Source organism: Xenorhabdus santafensis (genome assembly GCF_033949405.1).
Taxonomy (GTDB): Bacteria; Pseudomonadota; Gammaproteobacteria; order Enterobacterales; family Enterobacteriaceae; genus Xenorhabdus; species Xenorhabdus santafensis.
The window spans coordinates 107874-127038 of sequence record NZ_VCDN01000012.1 but is presented as its reverse complement, the minus strand read 5'-3'; the positions used below and the strand labels follow the sequence as shown (position 1 = coordinate 127038).

The following is a 19165-nucleotide window of genomic DNA, read 5'->3' as shown; positions in this document are numbered from 1 at the left end:
TGAATATTAAATAATCAGCTCAATCACTGGCTTAAATGCACTATATCGCACGCACTATATCGCAAAGTAATTAAATGTTCTATTCACTAACAGAGAGCGTTCATCAGCAACAAAAAACAAAATCATTATATTTTAATTAACTCAACTAATCAGTGCTCGCTAATAGAATATCCTGATGAGTTTCAACTTGCTGTTCATCAACGCTTATTTTCTATACTTTGATAAAAAATAGACTCCATTTTTTCTAACATATTATTCATGCCAAATAAGTCAGTAGCCCGTTCCAATGCTGAACATCCCATTCGTAAACGTAGTTCATCATCACTCATCAGAAATGCTAATTTTTCCGTTAACTGCTCGACATGCTTGGGTTCAATAACGTATCCCGTCTCCCCATCAATAACAGCCTCTGCGATAGCGCCTACAGAGGTAGAAACAACCGGCAATCCACACGCCATCGCCTGCATGATGCCTTGCGGAACGCCTTCATTACCAAACGAAGGTAAGGCGAAGATATCCATTGCATTCAGGCAATCAGGAACATCCTGACGATTACCAAGAAAAATAACGCTCTCGCTCAATCCTTCCTGCTGAACTTGTGGCTCTAAATTCTTTCTCTGCGGCCCATCCCCCACAAACAACAACTGCCAGTCAGGATAACGCTGATGAAGGATTTTCCAACTTTCAAGCAGATAACGATGCCCTTTCCAAGTTCTCATTGTGGCAACAATGCCAAGCGTGGGTTTATCCTTAATGCCGATACGCTGACGATTCTTCTGCTTATTTTCGGGGCGAAAGCGCGTCAAATCGATCCCGGTCGGCACAGAAGTCATATGGGAGAGTGGATAAGCGTTATGGGTATGCAGGTATTGCCGCAGTTTTTCACCGGTTGTCACAATATGCTGGCTGGCATTCAAATACAACCAACGCGTTGCTATAGATTTGGACACATGAGTGGAGACATGACGTGTGCGGACAATCGGAGGGGTGCCCTTTAATGTGGCACATGCCGCTGCAACCAACCAGGAATCCGTAGAACTGTGTGTATTAATAACATCAAATTGACCACCTTCTGCCTTTAGCCAGCGACGCATTGCCCGCAAACAAGCAAGGCGCTTTTTTTCTATCGGGAGCGCGACGACGGGGACGCCATAACGATGGGCTTCACGATAAAGGGTAGAAGTAGGACAACAAACGATAACCACATGGTGACCACGCTGTATCATGCCCTGAGATTCGGTCAGGATACGGATCTCCTGCCCTCCCCAGCCACACGACGATTCTGTGTGTAAGATATTCAAGGTCTTTTTAGCCATTTTCCTTCAGTCACGCCCGATGGTTAATAGTGAAAAAGGCGTAGTATAGCTGAACAATGGGTTACGTCTACGAATATACCCTTCGTCTTTCAAGTTGCCTCTTTGTTGGCTGCACTCATTCACCTCGGTCACATAGTTATCTATGCTCCCGGGGATGAATTCCCTTGCCGCCGCGATGCAACTCGAAATCCATTGGGTATAACCTGATTTGTCTCAAGCATTCGAAACCCTATCAATAGGCATAAAAAAACCCAGCAGCGCTGGGTTTTTTCAATCCACTAAAATTATTTAATTTTAGCTTCTTTATAGATCACATGCTGGCGAACAACTGGATCAAATTTTTTCAATTCCAGTTTTTCAGGCATGGTACGCTTGTTCTTCGTAGTGGTATAGAAGTGACCAGTACCAGCAGAAGAAACCAGCTTAATTTTATCGCGAATACCTTTAGCCATTTTTCAGCTCCTTAGTACTTCTCACCACGGGCACGCAGTTCAGAAAGAACTGTATCAATACCCTTTTTGTCAATCACACGCATACCTTTAGCAGATACACGCAGAGTTACAAAACGCTTCTCAGACTCAACCCAGAAACGGTGAGAGTGCAGGTTAGGCAGAAAACGACGCTTAGTCGCATTTAATGCGTGCGAGCGGTTGTTACCACTCACTGGGCGTTTGCCAGTAACTTGGCAGACTCGGGACATGTCTATTCTCCAAAAATCAAATCAGCTCGAGCTTCGTATTGGGAGTGGCCGCCTCGTCAGGCTTAGGAGCCCATCTCAGTACATTTTTGTACCGAAAAAACGTCTTTGACCTAAAAGACCGTCACTGAAAAGACTCACATTTTCCCAGTAAAAAAGCTACTGAGATAGGCTCTTCTCGCCAAACCCAAGATCCTCAAAGGTGGCGTAGTATACGCCCTCATTCGTCGATGCTCAAGTCCCGAACAACTAAGATCTGACAGGATCGTTAAAAAAACGTTTTAAATCCAACCTCTTTCCAGAAATGAAACACAATATTGTTTACCAATGACTATATGATCCAAAACCTTAACGCCGACCAAATCACAAGCTGCAATAATTTTTTCTGTTACTAATTTATCTGCCAAGCTCGGCTCCGGATTGCCGGAAGGGTGATTGTGAGCAAGAATGACGGCAGCAGCATTAACCTTAACCGCTTGTTTCACAATTTCACGCGGATGAATTTCAACTTTGTTTATGGTTCCTTTAAACATTTCTTCATGGCAAATGACTTTGTTTTGGTTCGTCAAAAACAGCACTACAAATACTTCCCTATCTTGCCAAGACAATAAATTCTGTAAATAACTCTGGGTCATCGTCGGGCTGCTCATGATATCTTCATGAATAAACTGACCGGAGAAAAAACGTTTTGCCAATTCTGAAACTGCCTGCAGTTGAACATACTTGCATAGCCCCATGCCCTTATGAGAGCAAAAATCAGCGTAATCGGCAGATAATAGATGGTAAAGAGAGCCAAATGATTTCAGTAAATTTTCTGCCATTTGCACGACAGGCACACCTCTGGTTCCTGTACGCAAAAAAATAGCTAACAGTTCGGCGTCTGTCAGGGAAACAGCACCATAAGCCAGCAATTTCTCCCGAGGGGCAAGATTTGAATGCAATTCATCGTCTTTTTCCATGATATCCATGACACTTTCTCCTCTCCATGTCCCTTGCCCGATACGGGCCATCCTATAATGCCCATTAATCAAGCATCATCCCTAATCCCGGGTGGCAAACGCCCTCTTTGCAATATTTACCCGCTCAATATCCCATGATGAAAAAATCACCGCCAGCACCATTTTCATAGCCTGCGCAGCGCTTCGCAAATTCGTTAATTTTAGATGCCGCAACTCGAGGGATTCTCAACTCAATATTTTCTTATGATAGAATACTAAGGAACCGTCACTTACATCTGGGCAATCAAAATGACAGTATCTTCCGGCCAACAAATATCTGGTCATCAACTTTCTGGTAAACACATCGTACTCGGCATCAGCGGAGGCATTGCGGCTTACAAAACCGCCGAACTGGTACGTCGTTTACGTGATCGCGGTGCTCAGGTACGTGTCGTTATGACGTCCGCAGCTAAAGCCTTCATTACTCCACTCACCCTGCAAGCCGTGTCCGGTTATCCGGTTTCAGACGATCTGTTGGATCCGGCTGCTGAAGCCGCCATGGGGCATATTGAACTGGCAAAATGGGCGGACTTAATCATTCTTGCCCCCGCTACTGCCGATCTGCTGGCACGCTTGGCCGCAGGGATGGCAAATGATTTATTGACCACAATTTGTCTGGCTTCTGCTGCGCCGATTGCGGTTGCTCCGGCGATGAATCAACAAATGTATCGTGCGCACGCTACCCAACATAACCTGAATGTTCTGAAAGAGCGCAATGTGATGATTTGGGGCCCAGATGAAGGAAATCAGGCATGCGGTGATGTCGGGCCGGGAAGAATGTTAGAACCTATGGCGATTATTGAACAGGCAGCGCAACATTTCAGCACCCAACAAGATTTTGCTGGCCTGAGCATCACAATCACCGCAGGCCCAACCCGTGAAGCCTTAGATCCCGTTCGTTTTATCAGTAATCACAGCTCCGGCAAAATGGGATTTTCTATTGCACAAGCGGCAGCAGAGCGCGGGGCAAAAGTTACGTTAATCTCCGGCCCGGTTAATCTGCCAACGCCAGCCGGAATCAGGCGCATTGACGTGACAAGTGCACTGGAAATGCATGAGCAAGTTCAGGCAACAGCCACTTCACAAGACATTTTTATCGGATGTGCAGCCGTCTCTGATTACCGTTCCAAACAAATCGCGCCTGAAAAAATCAAAAAACAGGGTGACGAAATGACATTCACCCTGATAAAAAATCCTGACATTGTAGCGAGTGTTGCAGCACTGGAAAAAAATCGTCCATTCGTCGTTGGATTTGCAGCCGAAACCCAGAATGTGGAAGAATACGCGCGCGGAAAACTCAAGCAAAAACACCTAGACTTGATTTGCGCGAACGATGTATCCCTGTCCGGACACGGTTTCAACAGTGATACCAATGCATTACATCTATTCTGGCATGATGGTAGTGTTCATTTGCCCCACAGTGGTAAATTACAACTCAGCCACCGCTTATTAGACGAGATATTCAAACGCTATGATGAAAAAAATCGACGTTAAAATCCTTGATCCCCGCATCGGGCAAGAATTTCCTTTACCGACTTATGCTACACCTGGCTCTGCGGGTTTAGATTTACGTGCTTGTCTGGATAATGCTGTGGAGCTGGCTCCCGGTCAGACTGAACTTCTGCCAACCGGGATCGCTATCCATATCGCGGATGAACAACTGGCTGCGGTTATTCTTCCTCGCTCAGGGCTGGGTCACAAACATGGTGTAGTTCTGGGAAATTTGGTCGGTCTCATCGATTCCGATTATCAGGGGCAATTGATGGTTTCTGTCTGGAATCGTGGAAACACAACATTCACCATTGAACCAGGTGAACGTATTGCTCAAATGGTTTTCGTTCCCGTTGTACAAGCTGAATTTAATGTGGTTGAAGATTTTGAAACCAGCAAACGCGGCAGTGGTGGTTTTGGTCATTCCGGTCGTCAATAACTTTCCGTAAAGCCTGATACCGTCAACCGATTTTTATATTTTTTGCCCACAGGGTGATTGATGAAAACCGTTTTCAGCAATCATGTTGTGGGCAAAAATAGCAGGGTTTGTTTTGCTGTTTTACAGGGGTTTTATCAGATATGGCAGAAAAAGAACGTACAAAAAAGAAAAATAGACGCGAAGAAATCTTGCAGGCACTGGCACATATGCTTGAATCCAGTGATGGCAGCCAGCGCATTACTACTGCAAAACTCGCCGCAAACGTTGGCGTTTCTGAGGCAGCACTTTACCGTCATTTTCCGAGCAAAACCCGGATGTTTGATAGCCTGATTGAGTTTATTGAAGATTCTTTAATTTCACGCATCAACCTAATCCTGCAAGATGAAAAAGATACCATCACGCGCATACGGTTAATCCTCACTCTGATTTTAGGCTTTGCAGAGAAAAATCCAGGTTTAACCCGGATCATGACAGGTCATGCCCTAATGTTCGAACAAGACAGGTTGCAAAATCGAATCAACCAATTATTTGAACGAATTGAAGTGCAGCTTCGTCAAATTTTAAAAGAGAAAAAGATCCGTGATGGGCAAGGATTCAGTTATGAAGAAACCGTGCTGGCCTCACAACTGCTGGCATTTTGTGAAGGAATGCTTTCCCGCTTTGTTCGCTCCGAATTCCGCTATCGCCCGACAACAGAGTTTGAAGTACGCTGGCCATTGATCTTGACCCAATTGCAATAAGTTATCTTTCTACTGCAACCTTCCTTTTTATGTAGTGAATGATGATAACGTGCGGTTTTTTTATTGAGTTGTGTTAACATACCACAACTCATTGAGTTCACTATAAAGTAGCTCAATAATGGTATCCCAGCCATATGTATCCCTACATATATATATAATGTGCGGTACCATTTCTACTACTCACCCCGCCCACTTTTGGGCGAGGGATTTTTTTCAAACTTTTTTCACAGCTACTTTTTCACCGCTAACTGTGCCGCTATCGGCATTCAGTCTGCTTCCCCGTCAGATGCCGTATTCTTTACGATACGCTTCAACTGCATCCAAATGCGATTGCATCTCCGGATTTTCACGCAAGTAGCTCACCAAGTCATTCAGGGTAATGATGGAGAAAACCTGACAATGATAGTCACGTTCTACTTCCTGAATGGCAGAAAGCGTTTCCCGTCCACGCTCTTGGCGATCCAGACACAAAATAACTCCTGACAGGGTGGCGCCGTGCTGCTTAATAATTTCCATTGATTCACGGATAGCCGTTCCTGCCGTAATCACATCATCCACAACCACAACATTGCCTTGTAGCGGGCTGCCAACCAGCGTTCCACCTTCACCATGATCTTTGGCTTCCTTGCGATTAAAACAATAAGGCATATCGATATCATGATGTTCTGCCAGTGCCACCGCGGCGGTCGTTGCAATAGGGATCCCCTTATACGCAGGCCCAAACAACAAATCACACTGAATACCACTATCCAGCAATGCTGCTGCATAGAAACGACCAATCAACGCCAAATCACGCCCGGTATTAAACAACCCCGCGTTGAAAAAATACGGGCTTTTACGGCCAGATTTCAGCGTAAACTCGCCAAATTTCAGCACCTGTTTCTCCAGTGCCAGCTCAATAAATTCGCGCTGATAGGCTTTCATTGGGGTTCTCCTCTTCGGTCTTTGCTATTTTTCTTTACTATATTGCAGGTATTGCAGACATAAAAAAGGCGACTCTTCAGCCGCCTGATAAATTCTTTATCTTGATAGGTCTTGCGCTAGCGCGTCTCTTTGCGCTTCAAAAATAGTTTCCAATCCCTCTTTTGCCAGCGAAAGCAGTGAGAGCAACTCATCATGACTGAAGGGTTCGCCTTCTGCGGTACCTTGTACTTCAATCATTCTACCGTCATCCATCATAACGATATTCATGTCTGTTTCCGCTGCCGAATCTTCAACGTACTCCAAATCACAGAGGCCTTCTCCTTCAACGATACCGACAGAAACTGCCGCAACCATCGATTTCAGCGGGCTTGCTTTTAGTTTTCCATCTGCAACCAGCTTATTCAAGGCATCAACCAATGCCACACAGGCACCGGAAATAGCCGCTGTACGAGTACCGCCATCCGCTTGGATCACATCACAGTCCAGCGTAATGGTAAATTCGCCCAGCTTCTTCAAATCCACAGCGGCACGCAATGAACGTGCAATCAGACGCTGAATTTCCATTGTCCGGCCGGTTTGCTTGCCTCTGGCGGCTTCACGTGCGTTACGGCTATTGGTCGCCCGTGGCAACATACCATATTCCGCCGTGATCCAACCTTGCCCCTGACCTTTCAGGAAGCGTGGAACACCTTCTTCAACGGAGGCATTGCACAACACTTTGGTATCCCCAAATTCCACCAGAACTGAGCCTTCAGCATGTTTGGTGTAATGACGGGTCATTTTAATAGGACGCACCTGTCCTGCTGTTCTTCCTGCCGGACGCTTGCCTACTAAGCTCATGGTGTGGTCTCCGTTGTTAAAACATTATTGGGGGCGCATTATACGGCCTAACTCGGCGAATGCCTATCCTGCATCTACATGGGACGCTATAATCTGCCCATCATTTTATAAATTGGGAACGAGTTATGATCCGTAGTATGACCGCTTTTGCACGGCGAGATATCAAGGCAGATTGGGGAAACGCAGCATGGGAACTGCGTTCCGTCAATCAACGTTATCTGGAAACCTATATTCGCCTGCCAGAGCAATTCAGAAGCCTTGAACCTGTCATCCGTGAGCGCATTCGTTCCCGCCTGACTCGCGGAAAAGTAGAATGCAACCTACGTTTTGAACTGGATAGCCGTGCTCAAGGCGCTTTAATGCTGAATGAGAAACTGGCGAAACAACTGGTTGAATCAGCAAAATGGGTTAAATTGCACAGTGGTGAGGGTGAAATCAACCCCGTAGATATTCTGCGCTGGCCGGGCGTGATGTCCGCTGAAGAGCAAGATTTGGATGCTATCAGTACACAATTGTTGGCAGAATTGGACTTGGCACTGGATGCCTTTATCCAAAGCCGTGAGACCGAAGGGCAGGCACTTAAGACACTTATCGAGCAACGTTTGGATGCTGTCACCGTAGAAGCGACTAAAGTCCGCGAACAAATGCCGGCAATCCTGCAATGGCAGCGCGAACGCTTGCAGACCAAGCTGGAAGAAGCCCAAATTCAGCTGGAAAATAACCGTCTGGAGCAAGAGCTGATTTTGTTGGCACAGCGCATTGACGTAGCGGAAGAATTGGATCGCCTTGATGCACACGTTAAAGAAACACGTAATATCCTGAAGAAAAAAGAAGCTGTTGGCCGTCGGCTGGATTTTATGATGCAGGAATTTAACCGCGAATCAAATACATTGGCTTCCAAATCGATTAATTCCGACGTCACTAACTCTGCCATTGAACTGAAAGTACTGATTGAGCAGATGAGAGAGCAGATCCAGAATATTGAATAACGTTTCTTAGCATTTCAGAGAAAATCATAAAGCCAGATATACATTGTTATATCTGGCTTTTTTGTATCAGGGGATTGTATGGCTTACCAGAAAAGTACGTCATGTTTTATTTCCGCTGGGATTTCGACATATTGATACCTCAATAAATAATTTCGTTATAACAACAGCTTATTAAAACAAGACAAGAAAAGGTAACTCACTATGCCAATCCCTCAGCGATTAATGCCCTATAAACCAAAGGTAGAAGAATATGAAAGAATGGATGCGCTGCTGACTCAAATCGAAGATAAGATATTCGATCATAACAATAAGAATGCTCCGGAGACTCAAGAGCTCATCAATGAATGGAATAAAAATGCCAGCCGAGAGTTTGAATTTCATGAGTTCCGAGATTTGCATTCCTACACTGACAATGAAAGTTTTATTCACTCCGCGTTTTATAAAATAAAATATATTGAAGACCTGAGCTTTCATGAAGCCATTGAGCTAATCAATGTCTTCTTTGAAACAAGCAATCCTGATCCCCATGTGTATTACGCGAAAGATTTACTGGAAATAAATTTCTCGAATATCAATATTTCAGATCTTGTTTTTTGGCCTAATGATTGGTTTCAAGATGACGAATTAGATGTTGAGCTCACTCCAGAAGAAGTATTAGGTTACGCAATGGCGCGTTCAGGCAGGTTTTTACCCGACGCTCCTGAAATTGAACTGAAATATCCAATTCCTCAGCATTAATCTCTTTTCAGCCTGATTTTCTCACTGAATCGGTGAAAAGTAACATTAACCCCACTTGAGCGTTGCATGACTCTCTTGTTGGGGATTTTTATTTCCGGTATAGGAAATTAAGCTATGGCTTCAACAATTGCTTGTTTTGCTGCCAGAAGATATCTAATTGATTACCTATCAACTTAATCGTTTCTGCTTTTATACCCAGTTGTGCAGCAACATGCTTAAATTCAGAAAGTGACTCTACCACTTCTCCAATAGCTAATTGCGCTTGTTTCCAGCTGGAAAAACCAGCATGGGTGGCGAGTTTCTGTATGGTTCTTAATGGAGGGCTCTTACCGAAGCCTGCAAATGCTGTGGCATGTTCACCAAACGGGTGTGGACTAAACGTTGCATCATAAAAAGGAGCCGGCTCCCAATTGCCATCATCGTCCTGCAAGAAAGACCAATTTTTACTATGGTCATCTTGATTCCCAGCAAATAAATTAAACATGGATCGGCTAAATTGTAGTTGCCCGGCAGCGGGAGATTTACAAAGCTGACGGCTTGCTTTTATCAAGTCTTCATAATCCAATGTCGGTGCACGAAAATCCGCATCTAATAATCCACAGGCACTGTGCATGTGATAACGTCCTGCTGATATTGCATTATTCACCCAATCGAAACGCTTCACAGCCAACCAATGCCTGATACCATTTGATGTCGGTACAGAAAACAGTTGCCAATTTGGTGGTTCAAGCCCTGCTTTTTCAGCCATACTTAAATAGGCCGCCTCACACAAGCCTTCTTCATGTCCTAATGGCAGGTTCTGTGAAGTAAACTTGATCAACCACGCTTGATCACCTTGATTGGCTCTCGTGCGACAGTGCGTTATATCACCCTGTGATAAGTAAATTTGGGCTTTCGGTCGGGCACCACCAGAACTACCGGCGGCAACTAATGCAGAAAGTACTTCATCTGTCTGACCATCAAATAGAGCTTGTGCTTGCAGCCCCATCGTTGCCAAATCAATGTCACCAGTTTGCTCGATAGCGAAATCAGAAATCGGCTCAAAAGATAATGCGCCAATGGCATGATGACCAACAAAAGCTAACCGATCCATTGCCGTGATTTGAGTCGGTAGCATACCATGTTGGCGAAAAATGCGGTCTTGCAATAACATTCCCCATCCATCAGGTAAACAGTCCCCAAATACACCATGAATACCTTGATGTGGCGTTCTAGGTGCAATCTGTAATTCTGTAGTCTTTTTCAGCGAAAAAGGAGATAAATTACCGTATTGCTCAATATATTGCGCATCATATTGAAAAAACACTTCCTTGCTGTTTTGCGCCATCACGCCAACATTTATACGCTCACCCGATGATAGCGTGCGCATAACATCTAATTTTTGAATTGGCTTAAACGTCATATTTTAATACCTCTTCAATTGAGGTTGGCATGAAGGGTTTGTCGCTCTGCGCTTGTGTCAGTTCAAAAAGGCGTTGTAAATCATCCAAACTTTGCCAAAGCAACAATAGCTGGCGAAAGGATATCTGCCCGGTCAGCTCGAATTTTTTAATGGTTGCAGCAGGTACGCAACTCCGTTTAGCCAACGCCTCTCGTGAGAGTTTAGCTTGCTTACGGAGGCCGCGAAGGTGTTTGGCAAAAGCATGTTGGACATCGACATCATCCAGGAGCAAGAAACGGCTCATGGCTTCCCCAATATTGGATACTATAATATCCATTATAGCTTTAAAATGGCTTTTATGGATACTATTGTATCCATAAATAGGGATGCGTGTTGCTGACAAAATTCAGATGATGAACACGTTACAGGTAGATAATTTCAAATGCGCCGTCATTTCAAATGCACGTTTGAAATCCTGAACGAAGGTTATTTCAGCCCCGAAAAATATTCACGGTTTAGAAATGTTCTGGCTGAAATCTGTGCAAAGTAAGGCATTCAACTCCGACATATTCTCAACACGTTCAGCAACTTCAATTAACTTAGGGCAATGCTGTTTAAACCAACTCCGACCCGGTTTCCAATTACACATCACCGTTATGTATAGATCCAATGCACTGAAGTTTTCACCGAGAAACCACGGCCCTGAGTGGCTGGAAGCGGAAGCAAGCTGCAACCATAATTTTTGACGATGAGGAGAAATTCCTTCTTCCAATTGTTCTGGATGCGTATTTTGGGGCAGCCATTTAGCCGGAAAATCCCCATACGTAAAGGTTGGATAAATTGCGGTATTGATAAACATCAGCCAGCGCAAAAAATAGGGATACAGGCTTGAGCCGCGGGAAGGTACTAATTTGGCCTGCGGGGCTTGTTCATGTAACCACAAGATAATTGCCGCACTTTCTGTCATAATTTCATTATTTGGCAATACCAACGTCGGAACCTGACCAAGAGGATTTAATGCAAATAGTCTGTCTCTTGCAGGGCTATCCACATCATAGTCAGCCTCTTCATAATTCCACGCCAATCCGGTCAATTGCAATGCTGCTGCAACAATAGTTGAGCCACAATTCTGGCAACCAAATAATGTATAAGGTTGGTTCATAGAGCACCCCATAATAATACATCCCGCATCAAATTAAATTCTGTGGGCATATTTTAATAATATCCCCACAGCTTAATCATTTAGGACAAAAAGCATATAACCTATTGTAATGAATTATGTTTAACCCAAAAGATGCATTATTCAGAATGTCATTAAACGATCGGTGGGGATAACTCCCCACCATTATGCAAAAATCACCAACTGCCTGAAGCGCCGCCACCCTCACTTTTGCCGCCGCCTCCGATAAAGCGATCGTTATCATCATCGCTGTCATCGTCATTTTTTATTTTTATACTGTCAGTCGGAGCAATCGGAGCTTGAGTTTGGGAATTTGAACCACCAAACAGGCCACCAAAAAGTTTTTTGACCATTCCTCCCACCAGCGACAATAGTGAGAAAATAACCAAAAGGGCCAAAATGACCGGCAGCAGAAAAATGAGCAGGTAATACCAAAGAGACAAAGGAGGAAAGACACCAACAAGGCTTAATACAAATGTAACAACAGCGACAGTCAGGGTGCTTTTGAGGAAACGCTTAGCCCAATGTCCTTCGCGGAAAACCACCAATGGCAGGGATATCATACCCAGCAAATAAAGCACTAATGGAGCGGTGAGATCTTTTCCGGATAAGCTGCCAGATGATGCATTATCTTCTTCAACAGCCGGAATGTTTTTTGAAATCTCACTCGGTGTTTCCATTTGTCCCGGCTGTTTCAGCAATGTTTCGATGGAATCAATCGAATTGCTGAGCCCTTCGAAATAAGCGTCTTCTTTAAATGCTGGTTTAACATCCTGACGCAAAATGCGTGCAATTTTACCATCGGTTAATTTACGCTCTAAACCAGAACCCACGGAAATACGCATTTGATGGTCAGCAGATGCAACCAAAAATAAGATGCCATCATTGTGTTCTTTACTGCCCAGCTTCCATTTGTCGAAGACACGGGAAGAGAAAGCTTCAACCGTCTCGCCACCAAGTGTCGGGATAATCAAAACAGCCATCTGCACCTTTTCTTCTAACTGCAATTTTTTCAGCTTACGGGTCAGGCGCTGTTTCTCTTCTTTGGTCAGAGCATTGGCGGTGTCTACTACGTGTTTGCTTAAGGTGGGGATCTCAACAGGGGTTGTTTCTTGGTTTAGTTCTTTGGCGGATACATTTCCTATTCCGATAAGCAGTAAAAACAGGATAGCAACGTGTTTAATCATAGAAATATAACGACTTATCGGCTGTATCATGCTGGTACTACAACCATCCTTTGGTATATGGGCAATTACTGACATCAAATATCCTTGGTTATTTCTTCTCACTATCAATTGCCAATATTATAGGGATATATCCCATTACGTCTAATAAAGCGGCATTCTTTTTACGTAATGCCGCTGCTGATAGACTTATTTCCCTTCTTTGATTTTTGCTGATTGGATTGCTGTCAACAATGCCAGTATTGGCGTAATCGCTAAGATCAGAATCAACCAGTGGGAAGAAGTGGATGCACCTTCGGCTCCTCCCGGCTGATAAAATCCGAATAAATTGACTATCATACCGCCCAGTGCCGAGCCAAATGCAGTGGCGAATAACTGCACGGTAGTGATGGATGAACCGGCAATATTCTTATCAGCGTCACTGGAAACCTGCAAAATGCGAGTCAAAAGATGAGGCCAGCCAAAGCCGATGCCGAATCCAAATATTCCCAAGCCTAAAACGATCGACAGTATAATTTGCCACTCGCCGGCCGATGGGTAAGGCAATAATGCAAGCAATAGCAACATGCCAAAAAACATGAAAACGGGGCCACTTATTATGGCAAATCTCATTTTAGCACCTTGCCAACTGGCACTGAGCATCTCTCCTATTGTCCAGCCAAGCGCTGCGGTCGCAACCATATAACCGGAAACCAGAGGAGATAGCCCGTGCAAAATTTGCAGGAAATAAGGAACAAAAACATCACATGACAGGCCAACGACCAGCAGCAATATGGTGAGAAATAAAATCAGATGGGGAGAACGCAGGCTCAGGGCGTTTTCAGGCAATAATCTTGCTGAAGTGCGACGTTCATAGATAACCAGCAATGATACCAATATCACGGCCACAACAATGCCCAAAATATTCATTCGAACATCTTGGGACAAGCTCCCTGATGAAACCGACAGCACCGCAACCGACAGTAAGATCAGCTGCACAAGCGGTAATGGCGTATTGGTTTTATCCTGTTCCTGTTTTTTCGGCAAAATCAGATAGGTAAATATGGCGTACAACAAAAGAATGGGCACCATAATGCCAAACGCATAGCGCCATGCGTTCATTTCGGCAAAAATGCCGCCTATAGCCGGCCCGATTAGGGTTGCCACGCCCCACACGCCCGAAATCAAGGCCATCGCCCGCGTCCAGAGGGATTCTTCAAATACCAGATTTATCATCGCATAGGACAAAGCAAACAAAAATCCGCCACCAAGACCCTGAATAGTTCTTCCAATCAGCATCACCTCCATCGTCGGTGCGACTGTGCAAGCAAAACTACCAACGAGGAAAATAAGGGCCGCGATCAAATAAGCATTTCTTGCGCCTGATACACTCAGTAACTTCGCAGAAAGAATAGAGCCGATGATTGATGCCATGACAAACAGTGTCGTATTCCAGGCATAGAGATTCAAACCACCAATATCGTTTACTACAGAGGGCAGAATAGTAACCGCAATTAAGGTGTTCGTTGCCATTAAACAGACACCCAATGAAAGTGCTATCGCACTTGGCGCATTTTTACTGGAAAACAGGTCTTTCCAGCGGCCTTCCTCAGCTATTATCATGATTTTGTCCTGAACACAGGTTGAGTTATGAAAAGTCTTACGTTAAATTAAACAAGCTAAATCTTGGAATAAATTAATGTTGGGATCAGGAATATGTCAAGCTCAGACTTGGAATTTAATATAATCGCTGGGCACACAGTGAGTGATAAGTTATTAATGCTGCTAAAAACTCAAGGTGCCTTACAAGCCTCTGATGCCGGCAAATTATTGGGAACAACTGGAGAAGCAGCCCGTCAACAATTTGTAAAACTGGCTAAAGACGGGCTAGTCGAGGCGAAATCAGAAGCGAGAGGGGTCGGCCGCCCAATACAACTTTGGCATCTTACGGAGAAAGGCCATGCTAGATTCCCTGATGCCCATGCTGAATTAACAACCCAATTAATTGCGATTATTCGCAACCAATTGGGCGAAACAGCTATTGATACAATTGTCAGCGCCCGTGAAAAAGAAACGTTTGCCAATTACCAAACAGCGATGGCTGGCATTACAGACCTACAGAAAAAGGTAGAACGTCTGGTTGCGATCCGTTGCCAGGAAGGTTATATGGCTCACTATTCTGTTGAAGATAACGGGGATATTCTGTTTTATGAAAATCACTGCCCAATTTGTAGTGCAGCAAAAACATGTCAGGGCTTCTGCCGGGCAGAATTAAAGATTTTTAATGAGATTTTGCAGGCTGATGTGAAAAGAATCGAATACATCCTCAGTGGTGGCAGGCGCTGTGTCTACCGCATCACACCACTTGATAGTGAATAAACGCTTTATTGCCCATACAAATGCTGCCCGATTGAAATCGTCACGAACACCTCTGCTGCCAGACTGAATTACTGGCAGCAGAGGTGTGAAAGTGATTATCTACCCGCTACACCCAGCCGCTGATAAATATAGTGTTTATAGCTCTCGACCAGCGCACCATCCGGGCAATCATTCAAGGCTCCGTCACACAAATGACGCATGGCGATGTTAGCCTGATAAAATGGTGGAGCATCCAAACGGGCACGTTCGAGAATCATTCCGCCGAGGAACGAAATATCGGTCAGTTTGCCTGTTGTGATGGGAGCGCCCTGTTGCAAGTTATCCCGCATGGTAAATTGGGTAATATGAGCGGGATCAGAGAGGGCCGTGTGATAATGCTCAAAGTGAATACTCGGCTGATGATCACCAAAATAGAGGAAAACCGTCGGCTTATCACGTTTGGCAACAAACTCGCTGAAATCCTTGATTGCGGGATCAGAAGCGCGGATTTTTTCCATATAGTGGCTAAATTTACCGACTGCCGTTGAACGTTCAACGTTACCCGCCAAACCATAATCGTCATGGTGGCTTTCTTCATAAGGGCCATGTTCATACATTGTCAGGGAAAAAATAAAAATTGGCTTGTCTGTCTCTTTCGTCAGAATAGCTTTCACGTAAGACAGCATATCCTGTGTCGGGATCGTCCACAGATTTTCATCCACGCTGGCGGGATACCCCAACTCCTGCGGCTGGATAATCCTATCAACCCCCAATGCCTTGTAAGCATATCCTGCGTGGTAAGCTGATTTATTAAATGGTGTCAGCACAACGGTGTAATAACCGTTCTCTTTCATCGCACGGAATAAGCTGTTTTGCAGATGATCAACGACAAAGTAAAACACCCCGTTTTTACGGGAACCAAAATCATCGGTATTCAATCCGGTCAAAACAGAAAATTCAGATAACCAAGTACCGCCGCCAAAGGTTTGTACCCTGAGAGGGCTTTGGGCGCTGACTCCCGCATCACGCTGGAACATATAAAACGGCGGCAATTTCACATTCGCGGGCAATTGGTACAGTTCGGGGTTAACCGTGGATTCTTGCAATAACACAACGATGTCAGGCTTCACATCAGCTTGCACGGCTGGCAAAGTAATTTGTTGCGCCTGTTGCAAGAAATAGTCAGCAGATGTACCAAATGTCGGTGGCTGATATTTTGCATCCATCGCTGACATAACCATGTTGGTCATCGTTCCCCGCCCTTTCGGCAACTCTCCCTGCCACTGGGCATGATACGCATTGACGGTCAGATTAATGCCCCAAAAACTGGCTGCCACCAGAACAATGCTGGCAATGCGCCACTTGATACCACGCGCAGAAGACGCGTGTTTCCAACCCAATACCATGTTGAATATCAACCAGACAACCATCCCGGCTACCGCAATGCCCGCCAACCAATAATGGCGCAAGGTTTCCTGATTTGAAGGATCTAACATGACATTCAAATCGGAAAACAGCAGTTGCTCTTTGTAGTAATGGACTTTTATTTGATTGAGAAATTTGAGGATAATAAACAGAGTTCCGGTCAATACCGCTGAAAATAACCAACGTGCTGAAATCAGGAAAACCAGCCCAAAGATGATGCCAAACACACCAACAGATATTAATGCAGGATAAATATCACTGCCCTTTTCAAATACCAATATCAAGGAAGCAACCAACAGCAATCCAAGATAAATCCCAGAGATTATCTTTTTCTTCATACTTTATTGAGTCCACACATGGGTTCATGTTTGACATCCCCGATGAAAATCGCTGGATTGCCAAATAAATAGCCAATAAAATTCAGCACGTTTGCTCAATGAAGACACCTTGGTTCTAAAGGAGTTCAATGGCTTGATTTAAAAAACGTCCTCATCCCGCAAAACATGTAAATCGGCCTTTCTACGGGTAAACCCTGCCCGGTCGAAAAATTCCAGGATTTGGATAGCCAATTTTCGGCCGATACCTAATTCATTTCTAAAGTCGATAGCCGTTATTCCTCCTTTATCCTGATCATATTGACGGATGCAGTCAGCAAATTGCAGTATGCGCTGACGATGGTAATAACGATCTGACACAATGGCGATAATTAACCCCAATTGGGCAGCTTTTCGCAGAAGAACACGCATGGCCTCTTCATCTTCTCCCATTTCCGTTGCCAAATCGCGCACCCACCATGCTTCATTTTCAAGGTGCAATTTATTTTTAAAATACGGTTCAGCTTTTGCCCAAAGAACAACCTGATCGGAGGTAAACGCCAAACCATGTTCAGGCAGGTGCAACAAGCCGTGGGTTTGCTTCAAGCCGTTACGTTCAAGCAATCGACTGATTAAGGTATAAACAAGAGTTTCATCCAATGAAGGTAATGCCATCCGTTTCAGGCGGGCTTTACTCACTCCCAGCTGATCTGCATGTTTTTCGTGATAATCCGCCAAAACCTGCACGATTTTTTGTTCTGCCAGCGCCGCATGATGCCGTGATAATGCCCAACCTCCCGCAATCACCATGTCCATTTCTGCCAGCAAACCGTTTAGCTGGCTTTCTGTCAATTGACGCGCCCAGGCAAAATGACTGAGAGATAACGCCCCGCGCGGCAAATATACAGAGAGACTATCCGCGTGGCTGCCCGCCCGAGCCAATTGAGACAACCAGTGCAAAAATTCCGCTTGCCGCTTGCCCCTGCGCGGGGGAGCCAAATGAATGACCCGAGCCCCCGCCAGCGTTCTCTTGGCGCTGATATCACGCAATATCAAACGGTCATTCTCCACCAGCCACAAAGGCTTATCCAACACCAACTCAGCCAATATCGTGCTATCGGTCAGTGAATTGCCCGTCAATGAATCGAGTAATGACACCCGTCCGGTGATATGGCTGGCAGCATGATGAATATGCAAGGATTGCCAATTTTGCAGCGGCACATCAGTTTCAATTTCAACCAGAACTCTGGTCACCGCGAGCGTTGATTGGAGCGGCAACGGTTTTTGCAACAATGGTTTTTGCAACAATGGTTTTTGCAACAACAGCCAATCACCACGGGAAATCTGCTCCTTGCTGATATTACCGGCGATATTCAATGCAATGCGTTGCCCAGCCTGTGCATGTTCAGTGGATTGATTCTGGGCATGCAAACCCCGAACCCTGACCGTTTGATCACACCCGCTCAGCCACAAAGTATCACCAACGCTGACACACCCTGCCAGCGCCGTTCCCGTGACCACAATCCCCGCGCCTTTAACGGTAAAAACCCGATCGATAGCCAGACGAAAACGGTGATGAACTTTTGCATGCTGTGGATTTTCAAGAAGAGAAGCATGTTGATGTGCAGGGCTTGATGAAGTTACGAGATCGGAATGGTGGATGAAACTGGATTGATGAATGGACAGTAAATGCTCTCTCAGTGGGATGATGCCTTCACCAGTAGCAGCCGTGACAAACAACGGTGCAGCAGGCCAACTTTGTGAATCCAGCAACTGTGTCACCTCTTGCCGAACCTCTTCAACCCGCGACTGTTCTACACAATCCGCTTTGGTCAGCACAACCGTGATATCAGGCCGCCCGAGTAAGCGTAAAATCGCCAGATGTTCCCGCGTTTGGGCCATCACACCATCATCACAAGCCACAACCAGCAGGATATGCTCAATTCCTCCCATTCCCGCCAGCATATTGGACAAGAATTTTTCATGCCCCGGGACATCAACAAAGCCCACTGAAGAACCATCCGGCTGCGGCCAGTAGGCGTAGCCGAGATCGATGGTCATACCCCGCTTTTTCTCTTCCGGCAAATGGGTTGTATCAACACCTGTAATAGCTTGAATTAATGTCGTTTTACCGTGATCGACATGTCCCGCAGTGGCAAAAATCATAGTCAT

19 protein-coding genes are annotated in these 19165 nt (G+C 45.1%); 6 read left to right on the top strand and 13 right to left on the bottom strand.

Annotated elements, in window-relative coordinates:
* Positions 1 to 197 precede the first annotated feature (197 nt).
* The 4 genes from FE392_RS03390 to radC form a co-directional block, all read right to left on the bottom strand.
* Positions 198 to 1316 (bottom strand): glycosyltransferase family 4 protein, encoded by a 1119-nt coding sequence (locus tag FE392_RS03390; RefSeq protein ID WP_319928819.1) that lies wholly within the window; start codon positions 1314 to 1316, stop codon positions 198 to 200.
* Positions 1317 to 1600: 284 nt separating this feature from the next.
* The gene (gene rpmG, locus FE392_RS03385) at positions 1601 to 1768 is read right to left on the bottom strand and encodes a 50S ribosomal protein L33 (RefSeq protein WP_092512042.1); all 168 of its coding nucleotides are present in this window, start codon (positions 1766 to 1768) and stop codon (positions 1601 to 1603) included.
* Positions 1769 to 1779: 11 nt separating this feature from the next.
* A complete protein-coding gene (gene rpmB, locus FE392_RS03380) occupies positions 1780 to 2016 on the bottom strand; it encodes a 50S ribosomal protein L28 (RefSeq protein ID WP_092512040.1) in 237 nt (78 codons plus the stop codon).
* A gap of 278 nt (positions 2017 to 2294) precedes the next feature.
* Positions 2295 to 2972 (bottom strand): RadC family protein, encoded by a 678-nt coding sequence (gene radC, locus FE392_RS03375; protein WP_439153458.1) that lies wholly within the window; start codon positions 2970 to 2972, stop codon positions 2295 to 2297.
* Between the two features lie 288 nt (positions 2973 to 3260).
* Between radC and coaBC the strand changes: the two genes are divergently transcribed.
* From coaBC to slmA, 3 genes are all read left to right on the top strand, one after another.
* Positions 3261 to 4505, top strand: coding sequence for a bifunctional phosphopantothenoylcysteine decarboxylase/phosphopantothenate--cysteine ligase CoaBC (gene coaBC / locus FE392_RS03370; protein ID WP_319928818.1), 1245 nt, complete (start codon positions 3261 to 3263; stop codon positions 4503 to 4505).
* Positions 4483 to 4941 carry a dUTP diphosphatase gene (gene dut / locus FE392_RS03365; protein WP_319928817.1) on the top strand — a complete coding sequence of 153 codons (459 nt, stop codon included), beginning with the start codon at positions 4483 to 4485 and terminating at the stop codon, positions 4939 to 4941. Before coaBC ends, dut begins: the two co-directional genes overlap by 23 nt.
* Before the next feature lie 140 nt (positions 4942 to 5081).
* Positions 5082 to 5681 carry a nucleoid occlusion factor SlmA gene (gene slmA, locus FE392_RS03360; protein ID WP_319928816.1) on the top strand — a complete coding sequence of 200 codons (600 nt, stop codon included), beginning with the start codon at positions 5082 to 5084 and terminating at the stop codon, positions 5679 to 5681.
* A 282-nt stretch (positions 5682 to 5963) separates the two neighbouring features.
* On the opposite strand, the gene pyrE is transcribed toward slmA, so the two are convergent.
* Positions 5964 to 6605, bottom strand: coding sequence for an orotate phosphoribosyltransferase (gene pyrE, locus FE392_RS03355; protein ID WP_319928815.1), 642 nt, complete (start codon positions 6603 to 6605; stop codon positions 5964 to 5966).
* A 96-nt stretch (positions 6606 to 6701) separates the two neighbouring features.
* Positions 6702 to 7445 (bottom strand): ribonuclease PH, encoded by a 744-nt coding sequence (rph, locus tag FE392_RS03350; protein ID WP_319928814.1) that lies wholly within the window; start codon positions 7443 to 7445, stop codon positions 6702 to 6704.
* Between the two features lie 125 nt (positions 7446 to 7570).
* On the opposite strand from rph, the gene FE392_RS03345 reads away from it, so the two are divergent.
* Together FE392_RS03345 and FE392_RS03340 are read left to right on the top strand one after the other, a co-directional pair.
* Entirely contained in the window at positions 7571 to 8434 is an 864-nt protein-coding gene (locus FE392_RS03345) for a YicC/YloC family endoribonuclease (RefSeq protein ID WP_319928813.1), read from the top strand.
* Positions 8435 to 8635: 201 nt separating this feature from the next.
* Positions 8636 to 9172 carry a hypothetical protein gene (locus FE392_RS03340; RefSeq protein ID WP_319928812.1) on the top strand — a complete coding sequence of 179 codons (537 nt, stop codon included), beginning with the start codon at positions 8636 to 8638 and terminating at the stop codon, positions 9170 to 9172.
* Between the two features lie 112 nt (positions 9173 to 9284).
* Here FE392_RS03340 and FE392_RS03335 read toward each other — a convergent pair whose 3' ends face one another.
* From FE392_RS03335 to FE392_RS03315, 5 genes are all read right to left on the bottom strand, one after another.
* Positions 9285 to 10574: a type II toxin-antitoxin system HipA family toxin gene (locus FE392_RS03335; protein ID WP_319928811.1), complete on the bottom strand. Its 1290-nt coding sequence runs from the start codon at positions 10572 to 10574 to the stop codon at positions 9285 to 9287.
* Positions 10564 to 10890: a helix-turn-helix domain-containing protein gene (locus tag FE392_RS03330; RefSeq protein WP_439153455.1), complete on the bottom strand. Its 327-nt coding sequence runs from the start codon at positions 10888 to 10890 to the stop codon at positions 10564 to 10566. The genes FE392_RS03335 and FE392_RS03330 overlap by 11 nt, the downstream gene beginning before the upstream one ends.
* 171 nt (positions 10891 to 11061) lie before the next feature.
* Complete coding sequence (locus FE392_RS03325; RefSeq protein ID WP_319928810.1) at positions 11062 to 11715, bottom strand: glutathione S-transferase family protein; 654 nt, start codon at positions 11713 to 11715, stop codon at positions 11062 to 11064.
* Between the two features lie 194 nt (positions 11716 to 11909).
* Positions 11910 to 12995, bottom strand: coding sequence for a TPM domain-containing protein (locus FE392_RS03320; protein WP_319928809.1), 1086 nt, complete (start codon positions 12993 to 12995; stop codon positions 11910 to 11912).
* Between the two features lie 111 nt (positions 12996 to 13106).
* Positions 13107 to 14519, bottom strand: a complete 1413-nt coding sequence (locus tag FE392_RS03315; RefSeq protein WP_319928808.1) for an MFS transporter — start codon at positions 14517 to 14519, stop codon at positions 13107 to 13109.
* Positions 14520 to 14612: 93 nt separating this feature from the next.
* Between FE392_RS03315 and FE392_RS03310 the strand changes: the two genes are divergently transcribed.
* The gene (locus tag FE392_RS03310) at positions 14613 to 15275 is read left to right on the top strand and encodes a helix-turn-helix transcriptional regulator (RefSeq protein WP_319928807.1); all 663 of its coding nucleotides are present in this window, start codon (positions 14613 to 14615) and stop codon (positions 15273 to 15275) included.
* Positions 15276 to 15370: 95 nt separating this feature from the next.
* On the opposite strand, the gene FE392_RS03305 is transcribed toward FE392_RS03310, so the two are convergent.
* Entirely contained in the window at positions 15371 to 17017 is a 1647-nt protein-coding gene (locus FE392_RS03305) for an LTA synthase family protein (protein WP_319928806.1), read from the bottom strand.
* A 138-nt stretch (positions 17018 to 17155) separates the two neighbouring features.
* On the bottom strand, positions 17156 to 19159 hold the full coding sequence (selB, locus tag FE392_RS03300) for a selenocysteine-specific translation elongation factor (RefSeq protein ID WP_319928805.1): 2004 nt from the start codon (positions 19157 to 19159) through the stop codon (positions 17156 to 17158).
* Between the last annotated feature and the right edge of the window lie 6 nt (positions 19160 to 19165).